Below are 23,817 nucleotides of genomic sequence, written 5' to 3'. Positions count from 1 at the left end.
GGCGAAGCGGGAGGAGCTGACGGGCCCCTCCCCTCGCATTGACGATGGCGTGCGACGCCGGCGTTAGCCGTTCTCGAGCTCGACGTTCAGGCCCAGGGAACGCATTTCCTTGACCAGCACGTTGAAGCTTTCCGGGATCCCGGCCTCGAAGGTGTCGTCGCCGCGGACGATGGACTCGTAGACCTTGGTCCGGCCGGCCACGTCGTCGGACTTCACCGTCAGCATTTCCTGCAGGGTGTAGGCCGCGCCGTAGGCTTCCAGAGCCCAGACCTCCATCTCCCCGAACCGCTGACCGCCGAACTGGGCCTTGCCGCCCAGGGGCTGCTGAGTGACCAGGCTGTAGGGGCCGATGGAACGGGCGTGGATCTTGTCGTCCACCAGGTGGTGCAGCTTCAGCATGTAGATGTAGCCGACCGTGACCGGGCGCTTGAACTGCTCGCCGGTCTGACCATCGTAGAGGATGGATTGGCCGGAACGGGCCAGGCCCGCCTTCTCGAGCAGGTTCTCGATGTCGTCGATGTGGGCGCCGTCGAAGACCGGGGTCGCGAAGGGCACGCCCTTCGACAGGTTCTTGCAGAGCTCGATCAGTTCCTCCTCGGTGTCGGGGAGTTCCTGGTCCTTGCCGTAGATGCTCTGCAGGTGGTCGATCAGAGCCTTCTTCTGGCCGCCGTTCTGCCAGGCTTCCAGCAGTTCGGCGATCTGACGGCCGAGGCCGGCGGCGGCCCAGCCCAGGTGGGTCTCGAAGATCTGGCCGACGTTCATGCGCGACGGCACGCCCAGCGGGTTCAGCACGATGTCCACGTTCTGGCCGTTGGCCAGGTAGGGCATGTCCTCGATCGGCAGGATCTTGGAGATGACCCCCTTGTTGCCGTGACGGCCGGCCATCTTGTCGCCGGGCTGAAGCTTGCGCTTCACGGCCACGAAGACCTTGACCATCTTCATCACGCCGGGGGGCAGTTCGTCCCCGCGCTGCAGCTTGTCGACCTTGTCCTCGAAGCGGCGGTCCAGACGCTTGCGGGCCTCGTCGAACTGGCGGCGCATGGCCTCCAGCTCGCCCATGGCCTTTTCGTCGTCCAGGGCGATCTGCCACCACAGGCCGGGCGCGATCTCTTCCAGCTTCTCGGCGGTGACTTCGCCGCGGCCCAGGCCCTTGGGGCCGGAGATGGCGGTCTTGCCGGTGAGCAGGTCGCGAAGGCGCGAGGTCATGTTGCGGTTCAGGATCGCGAACTCGTCGTCGCGGTCCTTGCCCAGGCGGTCGATCTCGGCGCGCTCGATGGCCATGGCGCGCTCGTCCTTGTCCACGCCGTGACGGTTGAACACGCGGACTTCCACGATGGTCCCGGCGACGCCCGGGGGCAGGCGCAGGGAGGTGTCGCGGACGTCGGAGGCCTTTTCGCCGAAGATGGCGCGCAGGAGCTTTTCTTCCGGCGTCATCGGGCTCTCGCCCTTGGGCGTGACCTTGCCCACCAGGATGTCGCCCGGCAGGACCTCGGCGCCGATCGCCACGATGCCCGCTTCGTCGAGGTTGCGCAGGGCTTCCTCGCCGACGTTGGGGATGTCGCGGGTGATCTCTTCCGGACCCAGCTTGGTGTCGCGGGCCATGACCTCGAACTCCTCGATGTGGATCGAGGTGAAGACGTCATCGCGCACGATGCGCTCGGAGATCAGGATGGAGTCTTCGAAGTTGTAGCCATTCCAGGGCATGAAGGCGACGAGGGTGTTCCGGCCCAGGGCCAGTTCGCCCAGGTCCGTCGACGGGCCGTCGGCGATGACGTCGCCGGTGTTGACCCGGTCGCCCACCCGCACCAGCGGACGCTGGTTGATGCAGGTCGACGTGTTGGAACGCTGGAACTTCTGCAGGCGGTAGATGTCGACGCCGGCCTTGGTCGGGTCGTTCTCTTCGGTGGCGCGGATGACGATCCGGGTGCCGTCGATCTGCTCGACGACGCCGGCTCGGCGTGCCACCACGACGGCGCCGGAGTCCACGGCCACGATGGCTTCCATGCCGGTGCCGACCAGGGGCGCATCCGACTGGATGAGCGGCACGGCCTGCTTCTGCATGTTCGAGCCCATCAGGGCGCGGTTGGCGTCATCGTTTTCCAGGAACGGGATCAGCGAGGCGGCGACGGAGACCACCTGCTTGGGCGAGACGTCCATCAGGTCGACGGTGTCGCGCGGCAGCAGGCCCGGCTCGCCATTGACCCGTCCGGCCACCAGCTCCTCGACGATCACGCCGTCCTTCAGGGTGATGTTGGCCTGGGCGATGACGTGCTTGGCCTCTTCCATGGCCGACATGTAGACCACCTCGTCGGTGGTCTTGCCGTCCTTGATCCGGCGGTAGGGGCTCTCGATGAAGCCGTACTTGTTCACCACAGCGTGCGTGGCGAGCGAGTTGATCAGGCCGATGTTCGGGCCTTCCGGCGTCTCGATGGGGCAGATCCGGCCGTAGTGGGTCGGGTGCACGTCGCGGACTTCGAAGCCCGCCCGCTCGCGGGTCAGACCGCCCGGGCCAAGCGCCGAGAGGCGGCGCTTGTGGGTGATTTCCGACAGCGGGTTGGTCTGGTCCATGAACTGCGAGAGCTGCGACGAGCCGAAGAACTCGCGCACGGCCGCGGCGGCCGGCTTCGCATTGATCAGGTCGTGGGGCATGACCGTGTCGATATCGACGCTGGACATGCGCTCCTTGATCGCCCGCTCCATCCGCAGCAGGCCGACCCGGTACTGGTTCTCCAGCAGCTCGCCGACCGAACGCACCCGGCGGTTGCCGAGGTTGTCGATGTCGTCGATCTCGCCGCGGCCGTCGCGCAGGCCCACCAGGGTCTTGAGGACCGCCAGCACGTCTTCCTTGCGCAGGATGCGCACGTCGTCGGGGCAGTCGAGCTCCAGGCGGATGTTCATCTTCACGCGGCCGACCGAGGACAGGTCGTAGCGCTCGCCGTCGAAGAACAGCGACTTGAACATGGCCTCGGCGGCTTCCACCGTGGGCGGCTCGCCGGGACGCATGACGCGATAGATGTCGAAGAGGGCGTCTTCGCGGGCCGAGTTCTTGTCCACGCGCAGGGTGTTGCGCATGTAGGCGCCCATGGTCACCTCGTCGATGTCCAGGGTGTCCAGGGTGGTGAAGCCCTGCTCTTCCAGCGCCGTGATCAGCGGCTGGTCCAGCTCGTCGCCGGCTTCGGCGTAGATCTCACCGGTCTGATGGTTCACCAGGTCGCGCGCCAGGTAACGGCCCACCAGGGCCTCCGGCGGCAGCAGCAGGGTCTTGAGACCCGCGTCGGCGAACTTCTTGGCGTTGCGGGCCGAGATCTTCTGGCCGGCCGGCGCGATCTCTTCGCCCGTCTCGCCGTCCACCAGAGGATACTCCGGCTTGGTCCCGCGCCAGCGCTCGGGCTTGTAGGGGGTGGCCCAGCCGGCCGCGCCCTTCTTGCCCTCCAGGCGCTTCTCGTAGGGCACCGCGTCGTAGAAGGTGGAGAGGATCTCCTCCCCGTCCATGCCCAGCGCCATCAGGAAGGTGGTGGCCGGCAGCTTGCGGCGACGGTCGATGCGGACAAAGACCACGTCCTTGGCGTCGAACTCGAAGTCGAGCCAGGAGCCGCGATAGGGGATCACCCGGGCGGCGAACAGCAGCTTGCCCGAGGAGTGCGTCTTGCCCTTGTCGTGGTCGAAGAACACGCCCGGCGAACGGTGCATCTGCGAGACGATGACCCGCTGCGTGCCGTTGACGATGAAGGTGCCCTTCTCGGTCATGAGCGGGATATCGCCCATGTAGACGTCCTGCTCCTTGATGTCCTTCACGGAGCGGGCGCCGGTTTCCTCGTCGGTCTCGAAGACGATCAGGCGAAGCTTGACCTTCAGCGGAGCCGCATAGGTCATGTCGCGCTGGACGCACTCTTCGACGTCGTACTTGGGTTCCTCGAACTCGTAGGTGACGTATTCGAGCACCGCGCGTTCGTTGAAGTCCTTGATCGGGAAGACGGACTTGAAGACCGCCTCCACGCCCTCGTCACGACGCTCGCCGGCGCGGGTCTCGCGCTGCAGGAACTGTTCGTAGGAGGAGCGCTGAACCTCGATCAGGTTCGGCATCTGCACGGCTTCAGGGATGCGGCCGAACGAGTGACGGATCCGCTTTTTACCGGTGAAGGATTGCGCCATTTTATTCCCTTGAGCGACGCCCGGAACGGTTTCCAGGCGTCAGGTCTTTTATCCCGCGTCCACCCTCGAACGCCCTTGCGGGCGCCGGACGCTGGAGCCCCTGTATCGCCAGGGGCGTTCCCTCGCATGGCCGGAGGGCGGTGGGCCATGCCTCGGAACATAGGCGCGCGACAGAATCGCGTGTGACACGAATCGTATTTTGCGAAGGAGCCGAGATAATCGCTCTCGCGCGGGATGTGAAGCCCTTATCGCGAATTAGTTCGTCGCGTCGTCCATCGCGGAACGAAAACGGGCCCCGGAGATCGCTCTCCGGGGCCCGCTCTAGACATGCGGCGAACCGCGCGTCAGTCTTACTTCACGGTGACGGTCGCGCCGGCTTCGGTCAGCTTCTTGGCGACGTCGTCGGCCACTTGCTTGGACACGTTCTCGACGACGTTCTGCGGAGCGCCTTCGACCAGGTCCTTGGCTTCCTTCAGGCCGAGGTCCGGACGGACGCCGCGGACTTCCTTGATCACGTTGATCTTCTTGTCGCCACCGGCGGTCAGGACAACGGTGAACTCGGTTTGCTCTTCGGCGGCTTCAACCGGAGCAGCGGCGCCGGCGGCGGCGGCCACGGCCACCGGAGCGGCGGCGGAGACGCCCCACTTTTCTTCCAGCAGCTTGGACAGCTCGGAGGCTTCCAGGACGGTCAGGGCGGACAGGTCATCGACCAGTTTTTCAAGCTTCGACATTTGGATAGTTCCTTAGGGAGTGGGTGTTGTCGGGGAAAATGACGATCAGGCGGCGTCTTTGGCGGCGTAGGCCGACATGACGCGGGCAAGCTGAGCGGCCGGGGCCTGCAGGACGCCGGCGATCTTGGTCGCGGGCGCTTGCAGAAGGCCGATGATCTTGCCACGGAGCTGGTCCAGCGACGGCAGGGTGGCGAGAGCGCTCACCGCCGACTTGTCCAGCACCTCTTGACCCATGAGCCCGCCGATCACGGTGAACTTGTCGTTCTCCTTGGCGAACTGGGTCGCGACCTTGGCGGCGGAGACAGCGTCCGGCGCATAGGCGATGGCGACAGGGCCGGTGAAGAGGGCGTCGCCCGCCTCGCCGACCGAACCGTCCAGGGCCTTCTGAGCCAGGGTGTTCTTCACCACCTTCAGGTGAGCGCCTTCCTTGCGGAGGCGGCCACGCAGATCGGTCATTTCCGCAACGGTCAGACCCAGATTGTGGGTCACGACCACGGCGCCGGCGTCGGCGAAGACGCCCTTGAGCGTCTCGATCGTCACCTGCTTTTGAGCGCGGTCCATTGCGGTCTCCATACTCAGGTCCAGCCGCCGGACGATTCCGGCGACCGCATAGATGATCGTTGCGTGAGGAAACCCCACGCGGCCGATCAGCCTGTCCGAGAGAAGCCGCAGCCTGCGCGCCCATTCGAAGCGAATGGTCGATGAGGCGTCATCTTCCCGTCTCCCCGCGGCTGAGGAAGGGCTCTTCCTCGCGTTATGGTCTCCGGTGACCCCGGAAACCCCGCAGTTCATGGACAGGATCGAGACCCGAAGGCCTCGAGCCCACCTCCCCTTGTCCGGGAGGCGAAACTTTAGAGGGGCGGGCTCTACACGAGCCCGGCCCGCCCGTCAAACCCGACGGGGAAAAGGAAACGGGCGGGCCCCGTGAAGGACCCGCCCGCCATATCCGACTTCAGCTCGATCCGAGCTTCAGACGCCGACCGAAGTGGTGTCGACGCGGAAGCCCGGGCCCATGGTGGACGAGAGGCTGATGCGCTTGATGTAGATGCCCTTGGCGCCCGAGGGCTTGGCCTTGTTCAGGGCGTCGACCAGGGCGCGCACGTTGGCCAGCAGGGCGTCTTCGGTGAAGCTCGCCTTGCCGATGCCGGCGTGGATGATCCCGGTCTTCTCGGTGCGGAACTCGATGGCGCCGCCCTTGGCGTCCTTCACGGCCTGACCGACGTTGGGGGTCACCGTGCCGACGCGCGGGTTCGGCATCAGGCCGCGGGGGCCCAGCACCTTACCCAGACGGCCGACGAGGGCCATCATGTCCGGCGTGGCGATCACGCGGTCGAACTCCATGAAGCCGCCCTGGATGCGTTCCACCAGCTCTTCGGCGCCGACGATGTCGGCCCCGGCGGCTTCGGCTTCGGCGGCCTTGGCGTCCTTGGCGATGACGCAGACGCGGACGTCGCGGCCGGTCCCGGAGGGCAGGCTGACGACGCCACGGACCTGCTGGTCGGCGTGGCGGGGATCGACGCCGAGGTTGACGGCGATCTCGATGCTTTCGTCGAACTTGGCGGTGGCGTTGGCCTTGACCAGTTTCACGGCGTCGGCGACGGCGTGGTTGGCGAGGCGGTCACCGGTCCAGGCTTGGACGCGTTTGGCTTGCTTGGGCATCTCTTAGGCCTCCACGATCTCAAGACCCATCGAACGGGCGGAGCCCTCGATGATCTTGGCGGCGGCTTCAACGTCGTTGGCGTTGAGGTCCTTCATCTTCTTCTCGGCGATGTCGCGCAGCTGGGTGCGCGAGATCGAGCCGGCCACGTCGCGGCCGGGCAGCTTGGAGCCGGACTTCAGGCCAAGCGCTTCCTTGATGAAGTGGGTCGCCGGCGGGGTCTTGGTGATGAAGGTGAAGGACTTGTCCTGGTAGACGGTGATCACCGTCGGCAGGGGTGTGCCCTTGGTTTCCTTCTCGGTGCGGGCGTTGAACTCCTTGCAGAAGCCCATGATGTTGACGCCGCGCTGACCCAGCGCCGGCCCGATGGGCGGCGAAGGCGTCGCGGAGCCCGCGGGCACCTGCAGCTTGATATAGCCCAGAATTTTCTTGGCCATGTTCTCCTCTGTGACCGGACGTCCGGTCTGTTGAGCCGTGGTCCGGCCCTGGCTGGGCCTCCCACGGATTTAAAAGCCCCTCCCCGCGGATGCGGAGAAAGGCGGCGCCAGTCAGGTCGTCTTTTCGACCTGGCTGTATTCGAGCTCGACCGGCGTGGCGCGTCCGAAGATGGACACCGTCACGCGCAGGCGGGCGCGTTCCTCGTCGACCTGTTCCACCGAGCCGTTGAAGCTGGCGAACGGACCATCGGTGACGCGGACCTGTTCCCCGATCTCGAACTGGATCGTGGGCTTGGGCCGCTCGACGCCTTCTTCGATGGCGCCGATGATGCGGGCGACTTCCTTTTCCGAGACCGGCTGCGGCTTGTTCTGGCTGCCCAGGAAACCGGTGACCTTCGGGGTGTTCTTGATGAGGTGGTAGGCCTCGTCGGTGAGCTCCATCTTCACCAGGACGTAGCCCGGGAAGAACTTGCGCTCGGCGTTGACCTTCCGGCCGCGGCGGATCTCCACCACGTCCTCGGTGGGCACCAGGATGTCGGAGAAGTTGTCCTCCAGACCCTGGCTGCGGGCCTGTTCGCGGATCGACTCGGCCACCTTCTTCTCGAAGTTCGAGTAGGCGTGGACGATGTACCACTTGTGGCGGGGATTGGCGGCGACGGTGGCGGGAGCTTCAGCGTTCATTTCGACTATCCCGCATTCGCGAGCTTGAGGAGGAAGGCCATGGCGAGGGTCAGGGCCCCATCCACCAGGGAGAAGAAGGTCGCGGCCAGCACCACCATGATCCCCACCATCACCGAGGTGATCCAGGTCTCCTTGCGGGTCGTCCAGGTGATCTTGCGCGCCTCGGCGCGGACTTCCCGGAAGAACTGGGCGGGGCTGGTCTTCTTCTTCGGCGCGGCCTGCGCCAGGGCCGATGCAGGCGCGATCACCGCGGCCGTCTTGGCGGCGCGGTTCTTCATCGCTTGCGGCGTGGAACCCGGTTTCCTGGCCATCTAGGCGCTCGACACTCTCTTATAGGCGGGCGGCGGACCTCCGCGCCCTGGTCTACGTACATATAGGTTGGCAGGAGTGGAGGGACTCGAACCCACGACCCTCGGTTTTGGAGACCGATGCTCTACCAGCTGAGCTACACTCCTACGACCCTCGCCCTTGCGGACGCGGCCTCTGAACAATGAACAGCGCGCCGGAAAGCCTTCCGGCGCGCGCTCATCGCTAGAGCCGGGTCGTTTAGCAGTGGCCGCCCCCCCAAGCAATAGTCGCGGCGCGCGGATCGAACCGGCCGGCGCCTGCGTTTGTCCGGGGTCCCGCCAGATCAGGAAATCCCATGCCAGACCGCGACCCCAACGCCGCCAAGACCCGCGACGAGGACATGAAGCCGGCCTCCCCGCCCCGCCCGGCCACCGAGCCCGCCGGGGGCAAGGATTCGAGCCGCAACGCCAAGACCCTGACCAATCCCTCCACCGGCGAGCCCGAGCCCGGCGCGCCGAAGCCCGCCTGACGCGCAGAAAAAAAGGCCTCCGGATCGCTCCGGAGGCCTGATCTTGTCTTCCTGCCCCCAAGAGGGAGCGGGTGGTGCCTACTCGACGATCTTGGAGACCACGCCGGCGCCGACGGTGCGGCCGCCTTCGCGGATGGCGAAACGCAGGCCCTGGTCCATGGCGATCGGGGTGATCAGCTCCACGTCCAGCTCGGCGTTGTCGCCCGGCATGATCATTTCCACGCCTTCCTTCAGCTTGATGATCCCGGTCACGTCGGTGGTCCGGAAGTAGAACTGAGGACGGTAGTTGGTGAAGAACGGGGTGTGACGGCCGCCCTCTTCCTTGGTCAGGATGTAGGCCTCGGCCACGAACTTGGTGTGCGGGGTGATCGAGCCCGGCTTGCAGAGAACCTGGCCGCGCTCGACGTCTTCACGCTTGGTGCCGCGCAGCAGCACGCCCACGTTGTCGCCGGCCTGGCCCTGGTCCAGCAGCTTGCGGAACATTTCCACGCCCGTGCAGATGGTCTTCTGGACGGGGCGGATGCCGACGATCTCGACTTCCTCGCCGACCTTGACGATGCCCTTTTCGATCCGGCCGGTCACAACCGTGCCGCGGCCCGAGATCGAGAACACGTCTTCCACCGGCATCAGGAACGGCAGGTCCACCGGACGCTCCGGCTGCGGGATGTAGGCGTCCACCGTCTCCATCAGCTTCAGGATCGACTTCTCACCGATTTCCGGATCGCCGCCGTCCAGCGCAACCTTGGCCGAACCCATGGTGATCGGGATGTCGTCGCCCGGGAACTGGTACGACGACAGGAGCTCGCGCACCTCCATCTCCACCAGTTCCAGCAGCTCGGCGTCGTCCACCAGGTCGACCTTGTTCATGTAGACCACCAGGGCGGGCACGCCCACCTGACGGGCCAGCAGGATGTGCTCGCGGGTCTGCGGCATCGGGCCGTCGGCGGCCGACACCACCAGGATCGCGCCGTCCATCTGCGCCGCGCCGGTGATCATGTTCTTCACATAGTCGGCGTGGCCGGGGCAGTCGACGTGGGCGTAGTGACGGTTGGCCGTCTCATATTCCACGTGCGCGGTGTTGATCGTGATCCCGCGCGCCTTCTCCTCCGGAGCCGCGTCGATGTCGGCATAGGCCATCGCCTTGGCCCCACCGGCCTTGGCCAGCGTCATCGTGATCGCGGCCGTCAACGTCGTCTTGCCATGGTCAACGTGACCAATCGTGCCGATGTTGCAGTGCGGCTTAGTGCGTTCGAACTTTTCCTTGGCCATGGGATCCTACGGGCGTTTGAGAGATGGAGCGGGTAGCGGGAATCGAACCCGCGTATTCAGCTTGGAAGGCTGCTGCACTACCATTGTGCTATACCCGCCGAGGTGGGTGCTCGTGTGCGAGCCTCCATAGAGTTTCGCTCCGGCGCGTGGTGGGGGAAGTAGGACTCGAACCTACGAAGGCGTACGCCAGGGGATTTACAGTCCCCCCCCTTTGCCACTCGGGACATTCCCCCAGCGCGCTCGGAGCCACACCGAGGTCCGAACAAAAAGCCTCCGCCGATCGGTGCGTCCGGTGCTAAAGCCGGTCGCGAGCGGCGGGAAATCTGTCCGGTTCCCGATTTGGAGTGCGCCTTATAGTGTCGTCACACAGCGAACGCAACGCGCCCTGGAAGGGTTCTAAGAAGGGGCCCCACGGAAGGCATTCCGGACGGCGGGACGCGGTTTCCGACGACTGGCTCTGGGGTTGGCACGCCGTGAGCGCCGCCCTGGCCAATCCAGCCCGCGAACCGGCCGACCGCCTGCTGGCCACCGCCGACCGCGCCAAGGAGCTCACGGCGCGATTCGGACGCAACCCGGCGCTGGAGATCGTCGAGCCCGGCGTCATCAGCCACAACCTGCCCAGCGGCGCGGTCCACCAGGGCCTGGCCCTGCAGGTCGCCCTGCTGGAGCCGGTGGCCCTGGAGGAATTCGAGGCCAGGCCGGGCGCGGTGGTGCTGATGCTCGACCAGGTCACCGACCCGCAGAACGTCGGCGCCATCCTGCGCTCGGCCGCAGCCTTCGGGGCGGCGGGAGTCATCCTGCAGGACCGCCACGCGCCGAAGCTGACCGGGGCGCTCGCCAAGGCCGCCGCCGGCGCCGTGGACCAGATCCCCACCGCCCACGTGGTGAACCTGTCGCGGGCCCTGGAGACCCTGGCCGACCTCGGCTGGCGGGCCGTGGGCCTGGACGGGACCGCCGACCAGTCCCTGGAGCAGGCGCTGGACGGAACCCCCACCGTCCTGGTGCTGGGATCGGAGGGCGAAGGCATCCGCCGGCTGGTGGCCGAACACTGCGACGCCCTCGGAAAGATCCCCATGCCGGGCGGTTTCGAGAGCCTGAATGTCTCGGCCGCCGCCGCGGTGGCGCTTTACGAGGCTTCCCGCACTCGCGCTTGAGGGGAATTGAATACCCGCCACGCGATTCCCCCTTTTGATTTCCGGCCCAGAGCGTGATCTGTTGCGTGACTGTTAAGGTTTAGGGCCAGTGTGCGGCTCGGATCTCGACATGGGATGGGGGCCCCAATGGCGAATATGTTGACCAAGTGGATGTTGCGCGGCGCAGCCGCGACCGTGCTGTTAACCGTCGCTGGCTGCAGCGGCCCCACCTCCCACGAGGTCGCCCCTCCCCCGGACGCCTACACCCAGGCCCCGCCGCCCGAGCTGATGGGCGCCGCGCCCGGCGCCGCCGATGACACCGGCCTGATGGGCGGACCCGGCGGCGCTCGGCAGATCGCCCCGGCCTCGCGGCCGGCTTCGCGCTACGCCGACCGCCTGGTCACCTACCGCCGCGCCGACGGCGTCCTGGTCACGGCCATGCGGCCGGTGCCCAACCCCGAGGACATGTCGGCCCGCGAGCGCCGCCTGGTCTATGGCGGCCGCTACGCGCCCCGGGCCCATGTGAGCTCCGGAACCCGCGCCCGCCATGCGGAGGTCGCCCAGGCCTATTACGCCCCGGCCAAGCCGCGCCCGGCGGTCGCCGCCAAGCCGGCGGTCGCGGCCGCCCGGCCCGCGCCCGTCGCCAAGCCCGTCATCGCCGCCAAGCCCGTGGTCGCCGCCGCGCCCAAGGTCGTGGAGCAGGCCAAGCCGGCGCCCGCGCCGAAGCCCGTCCCCGTCCTGGCCAAGGCGCCCCAGCCCAGCTTCCCGGCCACCGGCCTGGCGGTCCCCGCCGATCCCAAGCTCGCCAAGCTGCAGACCGCCGTCGGCGGCGAGGTGGCCTCCGGCTCCAAGCTCACCGTTCCCGAGGCCGTCACCAAGGGCCAGGCCGGCCAGGTGTCCCTGTCCCTGCCCCAGACCCTGCTGGCGACGATCCAGCGCGAGGCGGCCAAGCTCGGCCTGACCAAGGCCGCCAAGAAGGCCGAGGTCACCGCCACCCTCTCGGGAACCGGCTACGAAATCACCCCCAACGGTCCGCAGACCGCCAAGCTGAAGACCGGCGAAGCCGCCGCCTTCAACTGGCAGGTCAAGCCGGGCGCCGGGGAGCGTGGCCCCCTGAAGGCCGACGTCGACGCCCGCCTCACCGGGATCAAGCCGCCGATGAGCTTCTCCCTGGCCAGCATCGAACAGGCCCTGGCCGCGCTGATGCCGGAGGCCCCCGCCAAGAAGAAGGGCTTCGACCTCTCCGGCCTGCTCAGCAAGCTGACCATCCCGGGGATGAAGGACGTCGCCGTGCCCGGCGTCGGCCGCGTGCCCTCCAACAAGGTCGTCGCCGGCGCCCTGGTTCTGGCGGCTCTGGCCCTGCTGATCGCGCTGGCCCGCGGCGCCTCGGAGAACCGTCGCCGCGCCGAGCGTCGCCGCAAGTTCCGCACCATGACCGACACCGGGACCTCCCACGTCGAGCCGGAAGAGCATCATGGCGGCCTGGCCGCGCCCCTGGCGGCGGCCGCGGCCGGCGCCGCGGTGGCCGGGGCCATCGCCTCGCACCATCATGACGAGGGGCATGGCGACACCCACGGCGACCATGGCCACGACGCCCACGCGGCGCATGACGATCACGGCCACGCCGCCGCGCACGACGATCATGGCCATGCGGCCCATGACGACCATGGTCACGGCGACGCCCATGCCGCCCATGACGACCATGGCCATGCGGCGGCGCATGATGATCACGGCCATGCGGCCCATGACGACCATGGTCACGCCGCGCACGACGACCATGGCCATGACGCCCACCACAAAGAGCCCGAACACGCGCACTAGACCGTAAAATCCCTCCCCCGCGTAGGGAGGGATGCGGCTTGCCCTGTCAGGCGCGGCGCCGCATTGAGGGACCATGTCCCTTGCTCTGCACTTGCCCGCCGCCGGCGCGGTCGCCGCCTTCTTCCAAGTCGTGATGATCGATCTGGCGCTGGCCGGCGACAACGCCGTCGCCGTGGGCCTGTCGGCCGCCGGCCTGCCGGAAAAGCAGCGCCGCAAGGCCATCATCCTGGGTCTGGCCGGCGCGGTGGTGATGCTGATCGGGTTCGCCCTGATCACCGTCCAGCTGCTGAACGTGGTGGGCCTGCTGCTGGCCGGCGGCTTCCTGCTGCTCTGGGTCTGCTGGAAGATGTGGCACGAGCTGGCCGAGCAAGGCCGCGAGGCCTCGGCCGAGGGCGAGTTCGCCCTGGAAGAGGCCACCGGGGTCGCCATCGGCGCCCATCCCAAGCATGCCGCCAAGGCCAAGACCCTGGGCGCGGCCCTGCTGCAGATCCTCATCGCCGACCTGACCATGAGCCTGGACAATGTCCTGGCCGTCGCCGGGGCGGCGCGCGAACACCCCAAGGTGCTGATCGCCGGCCTGATGATCTCCATCACCTTGATGGGGGTGGCGGCCAGCTGGATCGCCAAGCTGCTGCACCGCTTCCGCTGGCTGGGCTATCTGGGCCTGGCCATCGTCCTCTATGTCGCCCTGCACATGATCTGGGAGGGCCACCGCAGCGTCCTGATCGATCTGGGCAAGGTGGAGGCCTATAACGCCGCCATGCCCGGCGCCCTGGACATCACTCCCGACGAGGTCGCGGCCCACGCCGCGCAGAAGAAGCGCTAGCCATGGGTGATCTGCTGGAGGTTGGCGTCTGGGGGGCCTTCGTCGCCTTTCTGCAGGTGATGCTCATCGACCTGGTCCTGGCCGGCGACAACGCCGTGGCCGTGGGCTTGGCGGCCGGGGGCCTGCCGGCCGAACAACGCCGCAAGGTGATCCTCTGGGGCCTGGCCGCCGCCGTGGTCATGCGGATCGGCTTCGCCCTGATCACCACCCAGCTGCTGGGGATCATCGGCCTGATGCTGGGGGGCGGCCTGCTGCTGCTCTGGGTCTGCTGGAAGATGTGGCGCGAGCTGCGCGAGCAGGCCACCCACGCCCAGGCCGACGCCCTGGCCGAGCACGCGCCGGTCAAGCCCGCCAAGAGCTTCCGGGCCGCCTTCCTGCAGATCCTCGCCGCCGACCTCTCCATGAGCCTGGACAACGTCCTGGCGGTGGCCGGCGCGGCCCGGGAGCACCCGATGGTGCTGGTCTTCGGCCTGATCTTCTCCATCGCCCTGATGGGGGTGGCCGCCAACTGGATCGCCGGCCTGCTGCACCGCCACCGCTGGATCGGATATCTGGGCCTGCTGATCGTGCTCTACGTCGCCCTGCACATGATCTGGGAGGGCCACCGCGACGCCGTCCACCGCCTGGGCCACGCGCCCACCTACAATGCGGTGATGCCCGGCCCGCTGGAGATCAAGCCCCGCTGAAAGCAGAACGGCGCGCCAAGCCCGGGAGGGGGTCTGGCGCGCCGGGGACCGGTCGTCGCGTTGAGGGACGGGAAATGACGTCCGGCCTTGGGATGAACAATGCCGCCCCCGGCTTGAACCCGCGCTGAACGGGGTCCGGCGCCGCCTGTTCATCTTCGATTGGAACAAAGCTTGGCCTTGGCTCGTTCCCCGATTGGCGACGAGCCCCAACCTCCAGTCGCCAAGGCCGGAGAGTCCCCGTTCCATGTCCCCCGGGGACTCTCCGGCTGTGGCCGCGCGAGGGTCAGGTCTTGAGGTCGGGCCGCGAGGCCAGGAAGGCCGCCTTCTCGGCGGCGGTCAGCACCTTGCCGGGTTTCAGCCGGGCGACCTTGGGGGTCGGCGGCGCATAGATGCGGGGCTGGCCCTTGGCTGGCGGTTTCATGTCGAGGCCCCTGAGTTGGACTCCCACCATCGCACACTCCGGCGTCCCTGAGGCGACAGATTGACGACGCCGGCCGCCGCCTCGGCTAAAGACGGCCCATGAACGAGACGATAGCGGTGATCGGCGGCGGGCCGGCGGGCCTGATGGCCGCCGAGGTGCTGAGCGGCGCCGGGCGGACGGTCACCGTCTATGAGCGCATGCCGAGCCTGGGGCGCAAGTTCCTGATGGCCGGTCGCGGCGGCCTGAACCTCACCCACTCCGAGGACTTCCGCGCCTTCGTCGGCCGCTACGGCCCGGCGGCCGAGCATCTTCGCCGTCGGCTGGAGGCCTTCACCCCCGCCGACCTGACGGCCTGGGCCGAAGGTCTGGGCCAGCCCACCTTCGTGGGCTCCAGCGGCCGAGTGTTTCCCAGGACCCTCAAGGCCTCTCCCCTGCTCCGCGCCTGGCTGGCGCGACTGGACCGCCAGGGGGTGACCTTCCGCACCCGCATGGACTGGCGCGGCTGGAACGCGGCCGGCGAGCTGGTGTTCGCCGGCGGCGAGACCGCGCGGCCCGACGTCACGATCCTGGCGCTGGGGGGCGCGAGTTGGGCCAAGCTCGGCTCGGACGGCGCCTGGGCCCAGACCCTGGCCGAGGAGGGGGTGGCCCTGGCGCCCTTCGAGCCGGCCAATGGCGGCTTCACCGTCGACTGGAGTCCGATGTTCCGAGAGCGGTTCGCGGGCCAGCCGCTGAAGGCCATCGCCCTGTCCCACGGCCGGCGCACCCTGCGCGGCGAGGCGGTGGTGGCGGCCTACGGGATCGAGGGCGGCGCGGTCTACGCCCTGTCGGCCGACCTGCGCGCGGCGATCGCCCAGGCGGGGTCGGCGACCGTGGAGATCGACCTGCGGCCCGGCCTGACCCGCGAGCAGCTCGCCGCCCGGCTGGACCGGCCCCGGGGCGGGCAGTCGACGGCCACCTTCCTGCGCAAGGCCGCCAAGCTCTCGCCCCTGGAGATCGGCCTCCTACGGGAGGCCCACGGCGTCGCCCTGCCCGCCGACCTGGCCGCCGCCATCAAGCGGGTTCCGATCCGGCTGACCGGGACCCAAGGGTTGGCGCGGGCCATCTCCACCGCCGGCGGGGTGCGCTTCGACGCGGTGGACGAGAATCTGATGCTGAAGGCCCGGCCGGGCGTCTATGTGGCCGGAGAGATGCTGGACTGGGAGGCCCCCACCGGCGGCTACCTGCTGCAGGCCTGTTTCGCCACCGGCGCGGCGGCGGCCCGGGCCATTCTGGCTAGACAGCCAGGTGGGGAATGATCCAGCGGCGGGGATATTTCCATCCCAGGGCGCGCACCTGACCGTCGGCCAGGCCCAGGGTCTTCATCAGGCTGGCCGGAACCTGGCTGATGGCCTGGACCGGCTCTAGGCCCGCCACCGGGCTGGAGGCCACGATTCCGGCCTTGAGCGCATGGTCGACGCCGGTCCACTCGGCCTTGGCGCGGTCCTCGTGACCCACGGCGAAGTAGTGGCGCAGGAAGGCCTTCTCCTCCGGAGCCTGCACCATCACGCCGATCAGCCAACCGCCCGCCATCCGGATCCCATAGGACCGTTCCGGCGGGCGGCCAAGGCGGGATGAGGAAAAGTGGAAACCGGTTTTCCGCCCGCATCCCGCCCAAGCAAAAGAGCTAGAACCTAGAACTCGGCCGAGCCGCCGTCGCAGGGCACGGTGGTCCCCGTCGTGTAGGCGCTGGCGCGCGAGGACAGGAAGATGGCCACCCCGGCGATGTCCTGCGGCGTGCCGATGCGGCCGCGCGGATTGGCCTTGGCGATGGCGTCGCCGGCCCGGGCCAGGGTGGCGGCCATCATGTGGCTGGGGAAGGGCCCGGGCGCGATGGCGTTGACCAGGATGTTCTCCGGCGCCAGGCGCTTGGCCAGGTGGCGGGTCAGCATGATGCAGCCGGCCTTGGAGGTGGAATAGGAATAGGTCTCCAGGCCGGGAGGCTCGATGCCGTTCACCGAGGCGATGTTGATCACCCGAGAGGGGGCCTCGTGGGTGGCGGCGGCGCGCAGTTGCGGCAGCAGCTTCTGGGTCAGGAAGAACACCGACTTGGTGTTGAGGTCCACCACCTTGTCCCAGCCGCTCTCGGGGAACTCGTCGATCGGCGCGCCCCAGGTGGCGCCGGCGTTGTTGACCAGCACGTCCAGCTTGGGCTCCCGCTCGGCGATGGCCGCGGCCAGGCCCTCGATGCCGGCCATGGCGCCCAGGTCGAAGGGCAGAGAGATGCAGGTCCCGAACTCCGACAACTCCTCGGCCACCCGGTCGCAGACCTCGGCCTTGCGCGAGGAGATGTAGACCTTGGCTCCGTTCTCCACATAGCCGCGGGCGATCATCTCGCCGATGCCGCGGCTGCCGCCGGTGACCAGAACGACCTTGCCTTCAACGCTGAACAGATTGCGCAATGGGTTTCCTCGCAAACAAAGAGCTGGCGTCGCTGCGCCGTTGAAAGCGGGCTTTATGGCGAGGCCCGGCCCGGGTGGCGAGGGCTTTCCGCCGGGTCAGGGCAAGTTTTCGAGTATCAGGTATGGCCCGGCCCCGCGCGTGGGCGCGTCGGCGATACCCTCCCTGGCGCGGCGCGGATTTCCGACCTAGCGTATTCGAGAGATGGGTGAATTCGATATCAATCACATACGCCGGATGGACGGCGGCCTGCTGCTGGTGTTCCGCGAGCTGTTGCGGCGCCGGCGCGCCTCCGAGGTGGCCGCCCGCCTGGGCCTCTCCCCCTCGGCGGTGAGCCACGCCCTGACCCGCCTGCGCGACCTGTTCGACGACCCGCTGTTCATCCGCCGGCCCCACGGCTTCGATCCCACCGCGCGCGCCCTGCAACTGGGACCGGAGGTCGAGGCCTTGCTGGAGCTGGCGGGGTCCCTGGGGCGTCAGGGTGGGTTCGACCCCGCCCAGACCGACCGCCTGTTTCGCATCAGCGCCCCGGAGTTCGTCACCGCCCTGATGGGCGCGCGCCTGATCGAGCGCCTGAACGGCGCGGCGCCGGGGGCGGGCTTCGAGGTGGCCTTCCTGGCCCAGGACCGCGCCGCCGACGCCCTTCGCCAGGGCCGGCTGGACCTGGCCATCGGCCGCTTCGGCCAGCCCCGCCCCGGCTTCACCCACGAGCTCCTGTACGAGGACCGCTATTGTGTGGTGGCGCGGCGGGGACATCCGGTGATCGACGGGCAGATCGACTTCGAGACCTATCGCGACATCGGCCACGTGCTGAGCTTCTCCCGCAGCGAGGCGCCCCAGGAAGAGGCCGTGGAGAGCCGCGCCCAGATCGCCGAATGGCGCCAGAGGACCGTGGCCATGGTGCCTCACTGGCTGACGGCGCTGGCCCTGGTGGCCGGCAGCGACGCCATCGCCACCCCGCCCCGCCGGCTGGCCGAACGTCAGGCGCCCCTGCTGGGCTTGCAGATCCTCGATCCCCCCTTCAAACCCCACGAGTTCGCCGTCAGCGCCCTGCGCCGCGCCGGCGGGGAGGACGCCGGGCTCGACTGGTTCCTCGACCAGGTGCGCGCGGCGGTGGAGCCATGAGCGAGATTTCCGACGTCGCCTACGACGCCCAGGTCCTGGCTGAGATGGCCGCCTGGCGCGAGCGTGTGCTCAAGCCCGCCGGGCCCTTCGACAAGGCCGCGCGCAATGTGCAGGACAGGATCAACAACCTGATCCCGGAGAAGCTGCACGACGTCATCACCGCGGCCATGGAGCAGATGACCCGGGCGATCCTCACCGGCGCCGACTACACCAGCCCGCCGCCGGTGGAGGGCGCGACCCTTCGGGCCCGCGAGGCCCAGGCCCGCGACAAGATCATGGCCTGGCGCACCACCGCGGCGGCCGAGGGCGGGGTGGCCGGCGCCGGCGGCTTCCTGCTGGCGGCGGCGGACTTCCCGGTGCTGATCGGGCTGAAGATCAAGCTGCTGTTCGACCTGGCCGCCATCTACGGCCACTCCGGCGACGACCTGGCCGAGCGGCTCTACATCCTGAGGATCTTCAGCCTGGCCTTCTCCAGCGCCTCGCGCCGGCCCGAGGCCTACGCCGCGTTGGCCGATTGGGACAGCGCCCGGGCCATGGCCGATGGGGGGCTGGAGAGCCTCGACTGGCGCCGCTTCCAGCAGGAGTACCGGGACTATATCGACCTGGCCAAGCTGGCCCAGCTCATCCCGGTGATCGGCGCGCCGGTGGGCGCCTTCGTCAACTACCGCCTGCTGGACCGCCTCGGCGAGACGGCGATCAACGCCTATCGGATGCGCTGGTTCAACCGACCGGCAGACGAAGCCTCGGCCTGAAGGCCAGCATGTCGTCGAAGGCGCAGTAGTCGGGGGCGCCAAGCTCCAGCACCTGGCCGGCGAGCCGTTCGCGCCAGGCTTCGAACGCCGCCTCGAAATCTGCCTGCTCATCGGCCGTGAAGGGCTCCAGCAGGTAGCCGACCTGGGTATGGAAGCCGTAGCTGTCGTGGCCCGGCTTGCGAACTCCCGTCGCCGCCGACAGGCGGTCGCGCAGGTCGCGCAGCCGCCGCTCTTCGTCGGCGTCGACCAGGGTGAGCTCGAAGCGGAAGGGTTGGATCGGCTTGGCCAGATCGACCCGCAGGCGATAGGGCGGCGCACAGGTCACGCCCTTCAGTCGCTCACCGACGACCTCGTCGCAGACCGGCATCGGCGCGTCCAGCGGGACCCCCTTCGGCCACAGGCCGGGGGTCCGATGCTGGTCGTCGGCGCCGCCGAAGACGGTCATGTGGTAGCTGGCGACGGGCAACAGGGCGAGCTTGCCTGCGAAACTCGCCCGCGCCGCCTCAGCCCTGACCTCGGCCAGGCTCCGCGCCAGCCAGCCGTCCGGCGGCAGGTGAGCGATCACCGTGTTCCCCGCGAAGGGCTTGGCGCGCCCGTCGCGATGGAACTTGGGGTGGCTCAAGCCCTAAGCCTCCGCCTCGACCGGCTCCGGGCCGCCGAAGCGTTCGAGCCAGGCGGCGACCTGATCGTTCTCGATCTTCTTGAACAGAACGTCGGGCGCGGCGACCTTGCGGCCGGCCGGCAGGACGTCGAGCAGGGCGGCGCCCTCCCCCGTCGGCCACTGGCCCGGGAAGGCCTCCCCCACCCCGCCGGCGATCTTCTCGGCGGCGAAGGGGATGAAGGGCTCGGAGACCTTGGCGAACAGGGCCACCAGGTTCAGGCCGGTGCGCACGGCCACCGCTGCCCGCAGCGGATCGGTCTTGATGGCGGTCCAGGGGGCGGCCTCGGTGAGGTACTGGTTCCCCAGCACCCAGAGCTGCCGCAGGGCCTGCGTCGCCTTGCGGAAGTCGATGGCCTCCATCTGCTCGTTCAGCTCGGCCAGCTTGGCGGTGACCTCGGCGTGGAGCTTCTCCTCCAGCGGGCCGGGGTCGCCACCCTCGGGGACGACGCCCTCGAAACGGGTCTCGGTGAACTTCAGGATGCGGTTGACGAAGTTGCCCAGCACGTCGGCCAGGTCGGCGTTCACCTGGGCCTGGAACTGCTCCCAGGTGAACATGGTGTCGCTGCTCTCCGGCGCATTGGCCATGATCCACCAGCGCCAGTAGTCGGCGGGCAGGATCTCGAGCGCGGCGTCGATGAACACCCCCCGCTGGTGCGTGGTGGAGAAGCGGCCACCGTAATAGTTGAGCCAGTTGAAGCCCTTCAGCGTGTCCACCAGCTTCCAGGGCGCGTTGGACGAGGGCCGCCAGGAGCCATCGGCGGTCTTCCTCTCGTTGGAGCCGAACAGGGTGCAGGGGAAGCCCACGGTGTGGAAGGGCACGTTATCCTTGCCCATGAACTCCACATAGCTGACGTCGGCGGCCGCGAGGCCTCGCCACCAGCTCTCGTACTCGGTCTCGCTGGCCGGATCGGCGCCGGGCTTGGCGGCCGACCATTCCCAGGTGGCGCCGATATATTCGATGGGGGCGTCGAACCAGACATAGAAGACCTTGCCCGCCAGGCCCGCCACGTCGGGGCGCTCGCCCGCCGGGTTGGGGCCCCAGTCGGCGGCGTTGACCGGCACGCCCCATTCCAGGTCCCGCGTGATGCCGCGGTCCTGCAGGCCCTCGTCGAGCCACTTCAGCGCCGTGGAGGTGACCAGCACCGGCCACTTGCCCTTCTTGCTGGTGATCCACTCGCGCAGCTTTCCGTCGAAGGCGGTCTGCTTGAGGAACAGGTGCAGGGAGTCGCGGATCTCGATGTCGTCCGAGCCCGAGACCGACGAGCGCGGATGGATCAGGTCGACGGGGTCGAGCTGGCGGGTGCAGTTGTCGCACTGGTCGCCCCGGGCGGCGTTGTAGCCGCAGTGCGGACAGGTGCCGACCACGTAGCGGTCGGGCAGGAAGCGCTTGTCGGCGTTGGAATAGACCTGCTGGGTCACCCGCCCCTCGATGAAGCCGGCCTCCCACAGCCCCTGCGCGAAGCGCTGGGTCAGGGTGCGGTTCTGGAGCGAGGACGAGCGGCCGAAGTGGTCGAAGCTGATGCCGAAGCCGGCATAGAGGTCGCGCTGGATCTGGTGCTGGTCGTCGCAATAGGACCGCACGTCCTGGCCCAGCGCCGCGGCGCCCAGCTCGGCCGGCGTGCCGTGCTCGTCGGTGGCGCAGATGTAGAGCGTCTCCTTGCCCCGCGCCCGCTGGAACCGGGCGTAGACGTCGGCCGGCAGCATGGAGCCCGCCAGGTTCCCCAGGTGCTTGATCCCGTTGATGTAGGGCAAGGCCGAGGTGATGAGGATGCGGGACATGGGCGGACTCGAAATGAGGAGTTGCGGGAAGCGCGGCTTATAGGGCGCCCCACATGGGAATCCAAAGCCGCCTTGGCCAGCGGCGGCCGTCAATGAATGGCGTTGCCAAGCCCGACTCTAATTATCATGATAATTAGAGTTATCTGGGAGGGTGGCGATGGGTTATCTCGTTCGCGCAGGATGCGCGGTGCTGGCCGGGGTCATGCTGGCGGCGGCGCATCGTCTGGCGCCTGTCTGGCCCCTGGCCTGGATCGCGCCCGTCTTCCTGTTGATCGCGGCGTTCAAGGCGGGGCCGCGCGAAGCCCTTCTGCTGGCCTTCGTGGCGGGCGCGCTCCAGGCCACCGGCGCCTATGCCTACTATGACCTGGTGACCGGTCCGGTCGTGGCGAGCGCGCTGGTGGTCTTGTTCGGGCTGCTGTGGGTCGGGGTGATCGGCCTCACCCGGCGTTTTGTCCTGCAGATGCCCGGCCCCCTGGCGGCCTTCGCCTATCCCACCGTCTGGGCCGCGATGGACCTGGCCTTCAGCCTGCTGTCGCCCCACGGCAGCATGGGGAGCATCGCCTACAGTCAGATGCCCGCCCTCCCGGTGATCCAGGTGGCGGCCCTGGGGGGTACGGCGGCCATCGCCTTCCTCATCTCCCTGCCCGCCTCGGCCCTGGCGGTGACGCTCCATCGCGGGTTCGCCCGCCCCGGCGTCAGCCTGGGCGTCCTCGCGCCCCCGCTGCTGGTTTGCGGGGCAGGCCTGGCGTTTGGCCTGGTGCAACTCCGCACGCCGGAGCCCACAGGGCGGCTGGCGGTGGGGTTGGCGGTGGTCGACCGCGACATTGATCCCCAGGCGCTCTTCACGGGGCAGGCCTCCCCCACCTGGCCCGCCTATAGGACCGCCCTCGACAGGCTGGCTGGCGCCCGCCTGCTGGTGCTGCCCGAGGCCGCCCACCAACCCACGGAGGCCCGAGCCGCCCAGCTCGCCGCCAGCCTCGGGCGCGAAGCCGCGACGCGAAACGCCTATCTGCTGGCCGGCATCGTCGCCCCGGAAGGCGGCAAGCCGTTCAATCGCGCCTGGGTCTTCGCCCCCGACGGCCGCCGGGTCGTCGACTACAGGAAACATCATCCGGCGCCGGGCGAGGTCGGCCTGATCATCCCCGGCGATGGCTATTCCACCTTCGACCTGGAGGGACGCCGGATCGGGGTGGCGATCTGCAAGGACCTCGACTTCGCCGCCCTGCCCCGCCGGTATGCCCGCATGGGGGTGCAGGCCCTGGTGGTTCCCGCCTCGGACTTCCGGGTCGACGGCCTGTTCCATGCCCGCATGGCGGTGTTGCGCGGCGTCGAGGGCGGCTTCACGGTCATCCGCGCCGCCGAGCATGGCGTGCTGACGGTCAGCGATCCCCAGGGTCGAATCCTTTCCCAGACCGCCAGCCGGTCGGGACCGGGCGCCATCCTGCGTTTCGACGCCCCGATTGGGCCGGCCAGGCCGACGGTCTACGCCGCGGTCGGGGACCTGTTCGGCTGGACCTGCCTGGTCCTAGTGGTCCTCGGACGTCTGGTGCTCGGGCGGCGGGCCAGTCCGAAGGCGCGGTCATGACGGCCCGCACGCCCCGCGGCTTGAAGCGCGCCGACCTGATGGTCGATCAGATCAAACGCTGGATCGTCGATGGCCAGGCCGGCCCCGGCGACCGCCTGCCCAACGAGGCCGAACTTCAGCGCCTGTTCGGCATGAGCAAAGGCACGGTTCGCGAGGCCCTGAAGTCCCTGGAAATCCAGGGACTGGTGCGGCTGAGGGCGGGACCGGGCGGCGGGGCGACGATCACCGAGGTGGGGTTCGATCGCGCGTTCCAGCTGCTGCAGAACCACTTCTTCTTCCAGCCGGTGGACATGGTGCAGATCTACCAGATGCGGCGCCTGCTGGAGCCGGAACTGGCCGCCATCGCCTGCCAGGCCCTGAGCGACGCCCAGCTCCACGGCCTGGAGGACAGCCTTGAGGCCTGCGGTCACGACCATGACGCACCGGCCGGACGGGTCGCCCAGGGGGCGGAGGACCTGGACTTCCATGACATGCTGGCACACGCCTGTCCCAACGCCCTGATGCGGTTCCAGGCCCTGGCCATCAACGAGATGCTGCGCCGGGTGGTGATCGTCGGCGGCGACCTGGAGGGCTTGGCGGCCCTGAACCACGCCAATGGCCAGGCGCACCGGGCCATCCTCACCGCCCTGCGGGCGCGGGACGCCGAGGCGGTCCGGGCCGCCATGCGCGCCCACATTGACGAGGCGGCCGGGCATGTCGCCGCGATGGGCGCCAGCTATTGGCAACGCCTAGTGCTGGATGAAGACGTCTTCGCCGACCTGAGGCTTTCCGGCGTCGCGCCCCTCGCCACCGCGCCTCCTCTTCCCCTCCGCAAAGCGTCAGCATAACGTCGGTATGAACGCGGGCGT

General features: G+C 68.6%; 23 protein-coding genes and 3 tRNA genes. 10 read left to right on the top strand and 16 right to left on the bottom strand.

The window, feature by feature from the left end; translation table 11 throughout:
* Nucleotides 1–63: 63 nt before the first annotated feature.
* The 8 genes from rpoB to ACO06I_RS03230 all read right to left on the bottom strand — a co-directional run bounded on the left by rpoB (nt 64) and on the right by ACO06I_RS03230 (nt 8,113).
* Nucleotides 64–4,152 (bottom strand): DNA-directed RNA polymerase subunit beta, encoded by a 4,089-nt coding sequence (rpoB, locus tag ACO06I_RS03265; protein WP_421931192.1) that lies wholly within the window; start codon nt 4,150–4,152, stop codon nt 64–66.
* A gap of 350 nt (nt 4,153–4,502) precedes the next feature.
* On the bottom strand, nt 4,503–4,883 hold the full coding sequence (gene rplL, locus ACO06I_RS03260; RefSeq protein ID WP_421931191.1) for a 50S ribosomal protein L7/L12: 381 nt from the start codon (nt 4,881–4,883) through the stop codon (nt 4,503–4,505).
* A gap of 45 nt (nt 4,884–4,928) precedes the next feature.
* Nucleotides 4,929–5,444: a 50S ribosomal protein L10 gene (gene rplJ / locus ACO06I_RS03255; protein ID WP_304700488.1), complete on the bottom strand. Its 516-nt coding sequence runs from the start codon at nt 5,442–5,444 to the stop codon at nt 4,929–4,931.
* Between the two features lie 408 nt (nt 5,445–5,852).
* Nucleotides 5,853–6,542, bottom strand: coding sequence for a 50S ribosomal protein L1 (rplA, locus tag ACO06I_RS03250; RefSeq protein WP_421931190.1), 690 nt, complete (start codon nt 6,540–6,542; stop codon nt 5,853–5,855).
* Nucleotides 6,543–6,545: 3 nt separating this feature from the next.
* Nucleotides 6,546–6,977 carry a 50S ribosomal protein L11 gene (gene rplK / locus ACO06I_RS03245; protein ID WP_421931189.1) on the bottom strand — a complete coding sequence of 144 codons (432 nt, stop codon included), beginning with the start codon at nt 6,975–6,977 and terminating at the stop codon, nt 6,546–6,548.
* 111 nt (nt 6,978–7,088) lie between these two features.
* A complete protein-coding gene (gene nusG / locus ACO06I_RS03240; RefSeq protein ID WP_421931188.1) occupies nt 7,089–7,658 on the bottom strand; it encodes a transcription termination/antitermination protein NusG in 570 nt (189 codons plus the stop codon).
* 5 nt (nt 7,659–7,663) lie between these two features.
* Nucleotides 7,664–7,969 (bottom strand): preprotein translocase subunit SecE, encoded by a 306-nt coding sequence (gene secE / locus ACO06I_RS03235; RefSeq protein WP_215340986.1) that lies wholly within the window; start codon nt 7,967–7,969, stop codon nt 7,664–7,666.
* 68 nt (nt 7,970–8,037) lie between these two features.
* A tRNA-Trp gene (locus ACO06I_RS03230) sits at nt 8,038–8,113 on the bottom strand.
* 188 nt (nt 8,114–8,301) lie between these two features.
* Between ACO06I_RS03230 and ACO06I_RS03225 the strand changes: the two genes are divergently transcribed.
* Nucleotides 8,302–8,475 carry a hypothetical protein gene (locus ACO06I_RS03225; protein WP_421931187.1) on the top strand — a complete coding sequence of 58 codons (174 nt, stop codon included), beginning with the start codon at nt 8,302–8,304 and terminating at the stop codon, nt 8,473–8,475.
* 78 nt (nt 8,476–8,553) lie between these two features.
* Here ACO06I_RS03225 and tuf read toward each other — a convergent pair whose 3' ends face one another.
* The 3 genes from tuf to ACO06I_RS03210 all read right to left on the bottom strand — a co-directional run bounded on the left by tuf (nt 8,554) and on the right by ACO06I_RS03210 (nt 9,977).
* Nucleotides 8,554–9,744 (bottom strand): elongation factor Tu, encoded by a 1,191-nt coding sequence (gene tuf / locus ACO06I_RS03220; protein WP_421931186.1) that lies wholly within the window; start codon nt 9,742–9,744, stop codon nt 8,554–8,556.
* Nucleotides 9,745–9,768: 24 nt separating this feature from the next.
* Nucleotides 9,769–9,842 (bottom strand) — tRNA-Gly (locus ACO06I_RS03215).
* Nucleotides 9,843–9,891: 49 nt separating this feature from the next.
* A tRNA-Tyr gene (locus ACO06I_RS03210) sits at nt 9,892–9,977 on the bottom strand.
* 123 nt (nt 9,978–10,100) lie between these two features.
* Here ACO06I_RS03210 and rlmB point away from each other — a divergent pair.
* The 4 genes from rlmB (at nt 10,101) to ACO06I_RS03190 (ending at nt 14,210) form a co-directional block, all read left to right on the top strand.
* On the top strand, nt 10,101–10,898 hold the full coding sequence (gene rlmB, locus ACO06I_RS03205) for a 23S rRNA (guanosine(2251)-2'-O)-methyltransferase RlmB (protein WP_421931185.1): 798 nt from the start codon (nt 10,101–10,103) through the stop codon (nt 10,896–10,898).
* Between the two features lie 126 nt (nt 10,899–11,024).
* Complete coding sequence (locus ACO06I_RS03200; protein ID WP_421931184.1) at nt 11,025–12,698, top strand: hypothetical protein; 1,674 nt, start codon at nt 11,025–11,027, stop codon at nt 12,696–12,698.
* A 73-nt stretch (nt 12,699–12,771) separates the two neighbouring features.
* Nucleotides 12,772–13,524: a YjbE family putative metal transport protein gene (locus ACO06I_RS03195; RefSeq protein ID WP_421931183.1), complete on the top strand. Its 753-nt coding sequence runs from the start codon at nt 12,772–12,774 to the stop codon at nt 13,522–13,524.
* Nucleotides 13,525–13,526: 2 nt separating this feature from the next.
* Nucleotides 13,527–14,210 carry a TerC family protein gene (locus tag ACO06I_RS03190; protein WP_421931182.1) on the top strand — a complete coding sequence of 228 codons (684 nt, stop codon included), beginning with the start codon at nt 13,527–13,529 and terminating at the stop codon, nt 14,208–14,210.
* Between the two features lie 283 nt (nt 14,211–14,493).
* On the opposite strand, the gene ACO06I_RS03185 is transcribed toward ACO06I_RS03190, so the two are convergent.
* Complete coding sequence (locus ACO06I_RS03185) at nt 14,494–14,631, bottom strand: hypothetical protein (protein ID WP_304700904.1); 138 nt, start codon at nt 14,629–14,631, stop codon at nt 14,494–14,496.
* 98 nt (nt 14,632–14,729) lie between these two features.
* Between ACO06I_RS03185 and ACO06I_RS03180 the strand changes: the two genes are divergently transcribed.
* Complete coding sequence (locus ACO06I_RS03180) at nt 14,730–15,926, top strand: NAD(P)/FAD-dependent oxidoreductase (protein ID WP_421931181.1); 1,197 nt, start codon at nt 14,730–14,732, stop codon at nt 15,924–15,926.
* Here the strand turns inward: ACO06I_RS03180 and ACO06I_RS03175 are convergent.
* Together ACO06I_RS03175 and ACO06I_RS03170 are read right to left on the bottom strand one after the other, a co-directional pair.
* Entirely contained in the window at nt 15,904–16,200 is a 297-nt protein-coding gene (locus tag ACO06I_RS03175) for a hypothetical protein (protein ID WP_421931180.1), read from the bottom strand. The two genes, ACO06I_RS03180 and ACO06I_RS03175, sit on opposite strands and share 23 nt — an antisense overlap.
* 101 nt (nt 16,201–16,301) lie before the next feature.
* Entirely contained in the window at nt 16,302–17,069 is a 768-nt protein-coding gene (locus ACO06I_RS03170; RefSeq protein ID WP_421931179.1) for an SDR family oxidoreductase, read from the bottom strand.
* Between the two features lie 202 nt (nt 17,070–17,271).
* On the opposite strand from ACO06I_RS03170, the gene ACO06I_RS03165 reads away from it, so the two are divergent.
* A complete protein-coding gene (locus ACO06I_RS03165) occupies nt 17,272–18,192 on the top strand; it encodes a LysR family transcriptional regulator (protein ID WP_421931178.1) in 921 nt (306 codons plus the stop codon).
* Nucleotides 18,189–18,944, top strand: a complete 756-nt coding sequence (locus tag ACO06I_RS03160; protein WP_421931177.1) for an EcsC family protein — start codon at nt 18,189–18,191, stop codon at nt 18,942–18,944. Before ACO06I_RS03165 ends, ACO06I_RS03160 begins: the two co-directional genes overlap by 4 nt.
* On the opposite strand, the gene ACO06I_RS03155 is transcribed toward ACO06I_RS03160, so the two are convergent.
* Together ACO06I_RS03155 and metG are read right to left on the bottom strand one after the other, a co-directional pair.
* Nucleotides 18,913–19,566, bottom strand: coding sequence for a DUF1868 domain-containing protein (locus ACO06I_RS03155; RefSeq protein WP_421931176.1), 654 nt, complete (start codon nt 19,564–19,566; stop codon nt 18,913–18,915). The two genes, ACO06I_RS03160 and ACO06I_RS03155, sit on opposite strands and share 32 nt — an antisense overlap.
* Before the next feature lie 3 nt (nt 19,567–19,569).
* The gene (gene metG, locus ACO06I_RS03150) at nt 19,570–21,384 is read right to left on the bottom strand and encodes a methionine--tRNA ligase (protein ID WP_421931175.1); all 1,815 of its coding nucleotides are present in this window, start codon (nt 21,382–21,384) and stop codon (nt 19,570–19,572) included.
* Between the two features lie 157 nt (nt 21,385–21,541).
* On the opposite strand from metG, the gene ACO06I_RS03145 reads away from it, so the two are divergent.
* Both ACO06I_RS03145 and ACO06I_RS03140 read left to right on the top strand, forming a co-directional pair.
* Nucleotides 21,542–22,969 carry a nitrilase-related carbon-nitrogen hydrolase gene (locus ACO06I_RS03145; protein ID WP_421931174.1) on the top strand — a complete coding sequence of 476 codons (1,428 nt, stop codon included), beginning with the start codon at nt 21,542–21,544 and terminating at the stop codon, nt 22,967–22,969.
* Nucleotides 22,966–23,796, top strand: a complete 831-nt coding sequence (locus ACO06I_RS03140; protein WP_421931173.1) for a FadR/GntR family transcriptional regulator — start codon at nt 22,966–22,968, stop codon at nt 23,794–23,796. The genes ACO06I_RS03145 and ACO06I_RS03140 overlap by 4 nt, the downstream gene beginning before the upstream one ends.
* Nucleotides 23,797–23,817: the final 21 nt, after the last annotated feature.

This window comes from Phenylobacterium sp. (assembly GCF_965229015.1).
In the GTDB taxonomy this organism is placed as follows: domain Bacteria; phylum Pseudomonadota; class Alphaproteobacteria; order Caulobacterales; family Caulobacteraceae; genus Phenylobacterium.
The sequence above is the reverse complement of the archived record's forward strand: the minus strand, read 5'-3'. Positions and strand labels throughout refer to the sequence as shown.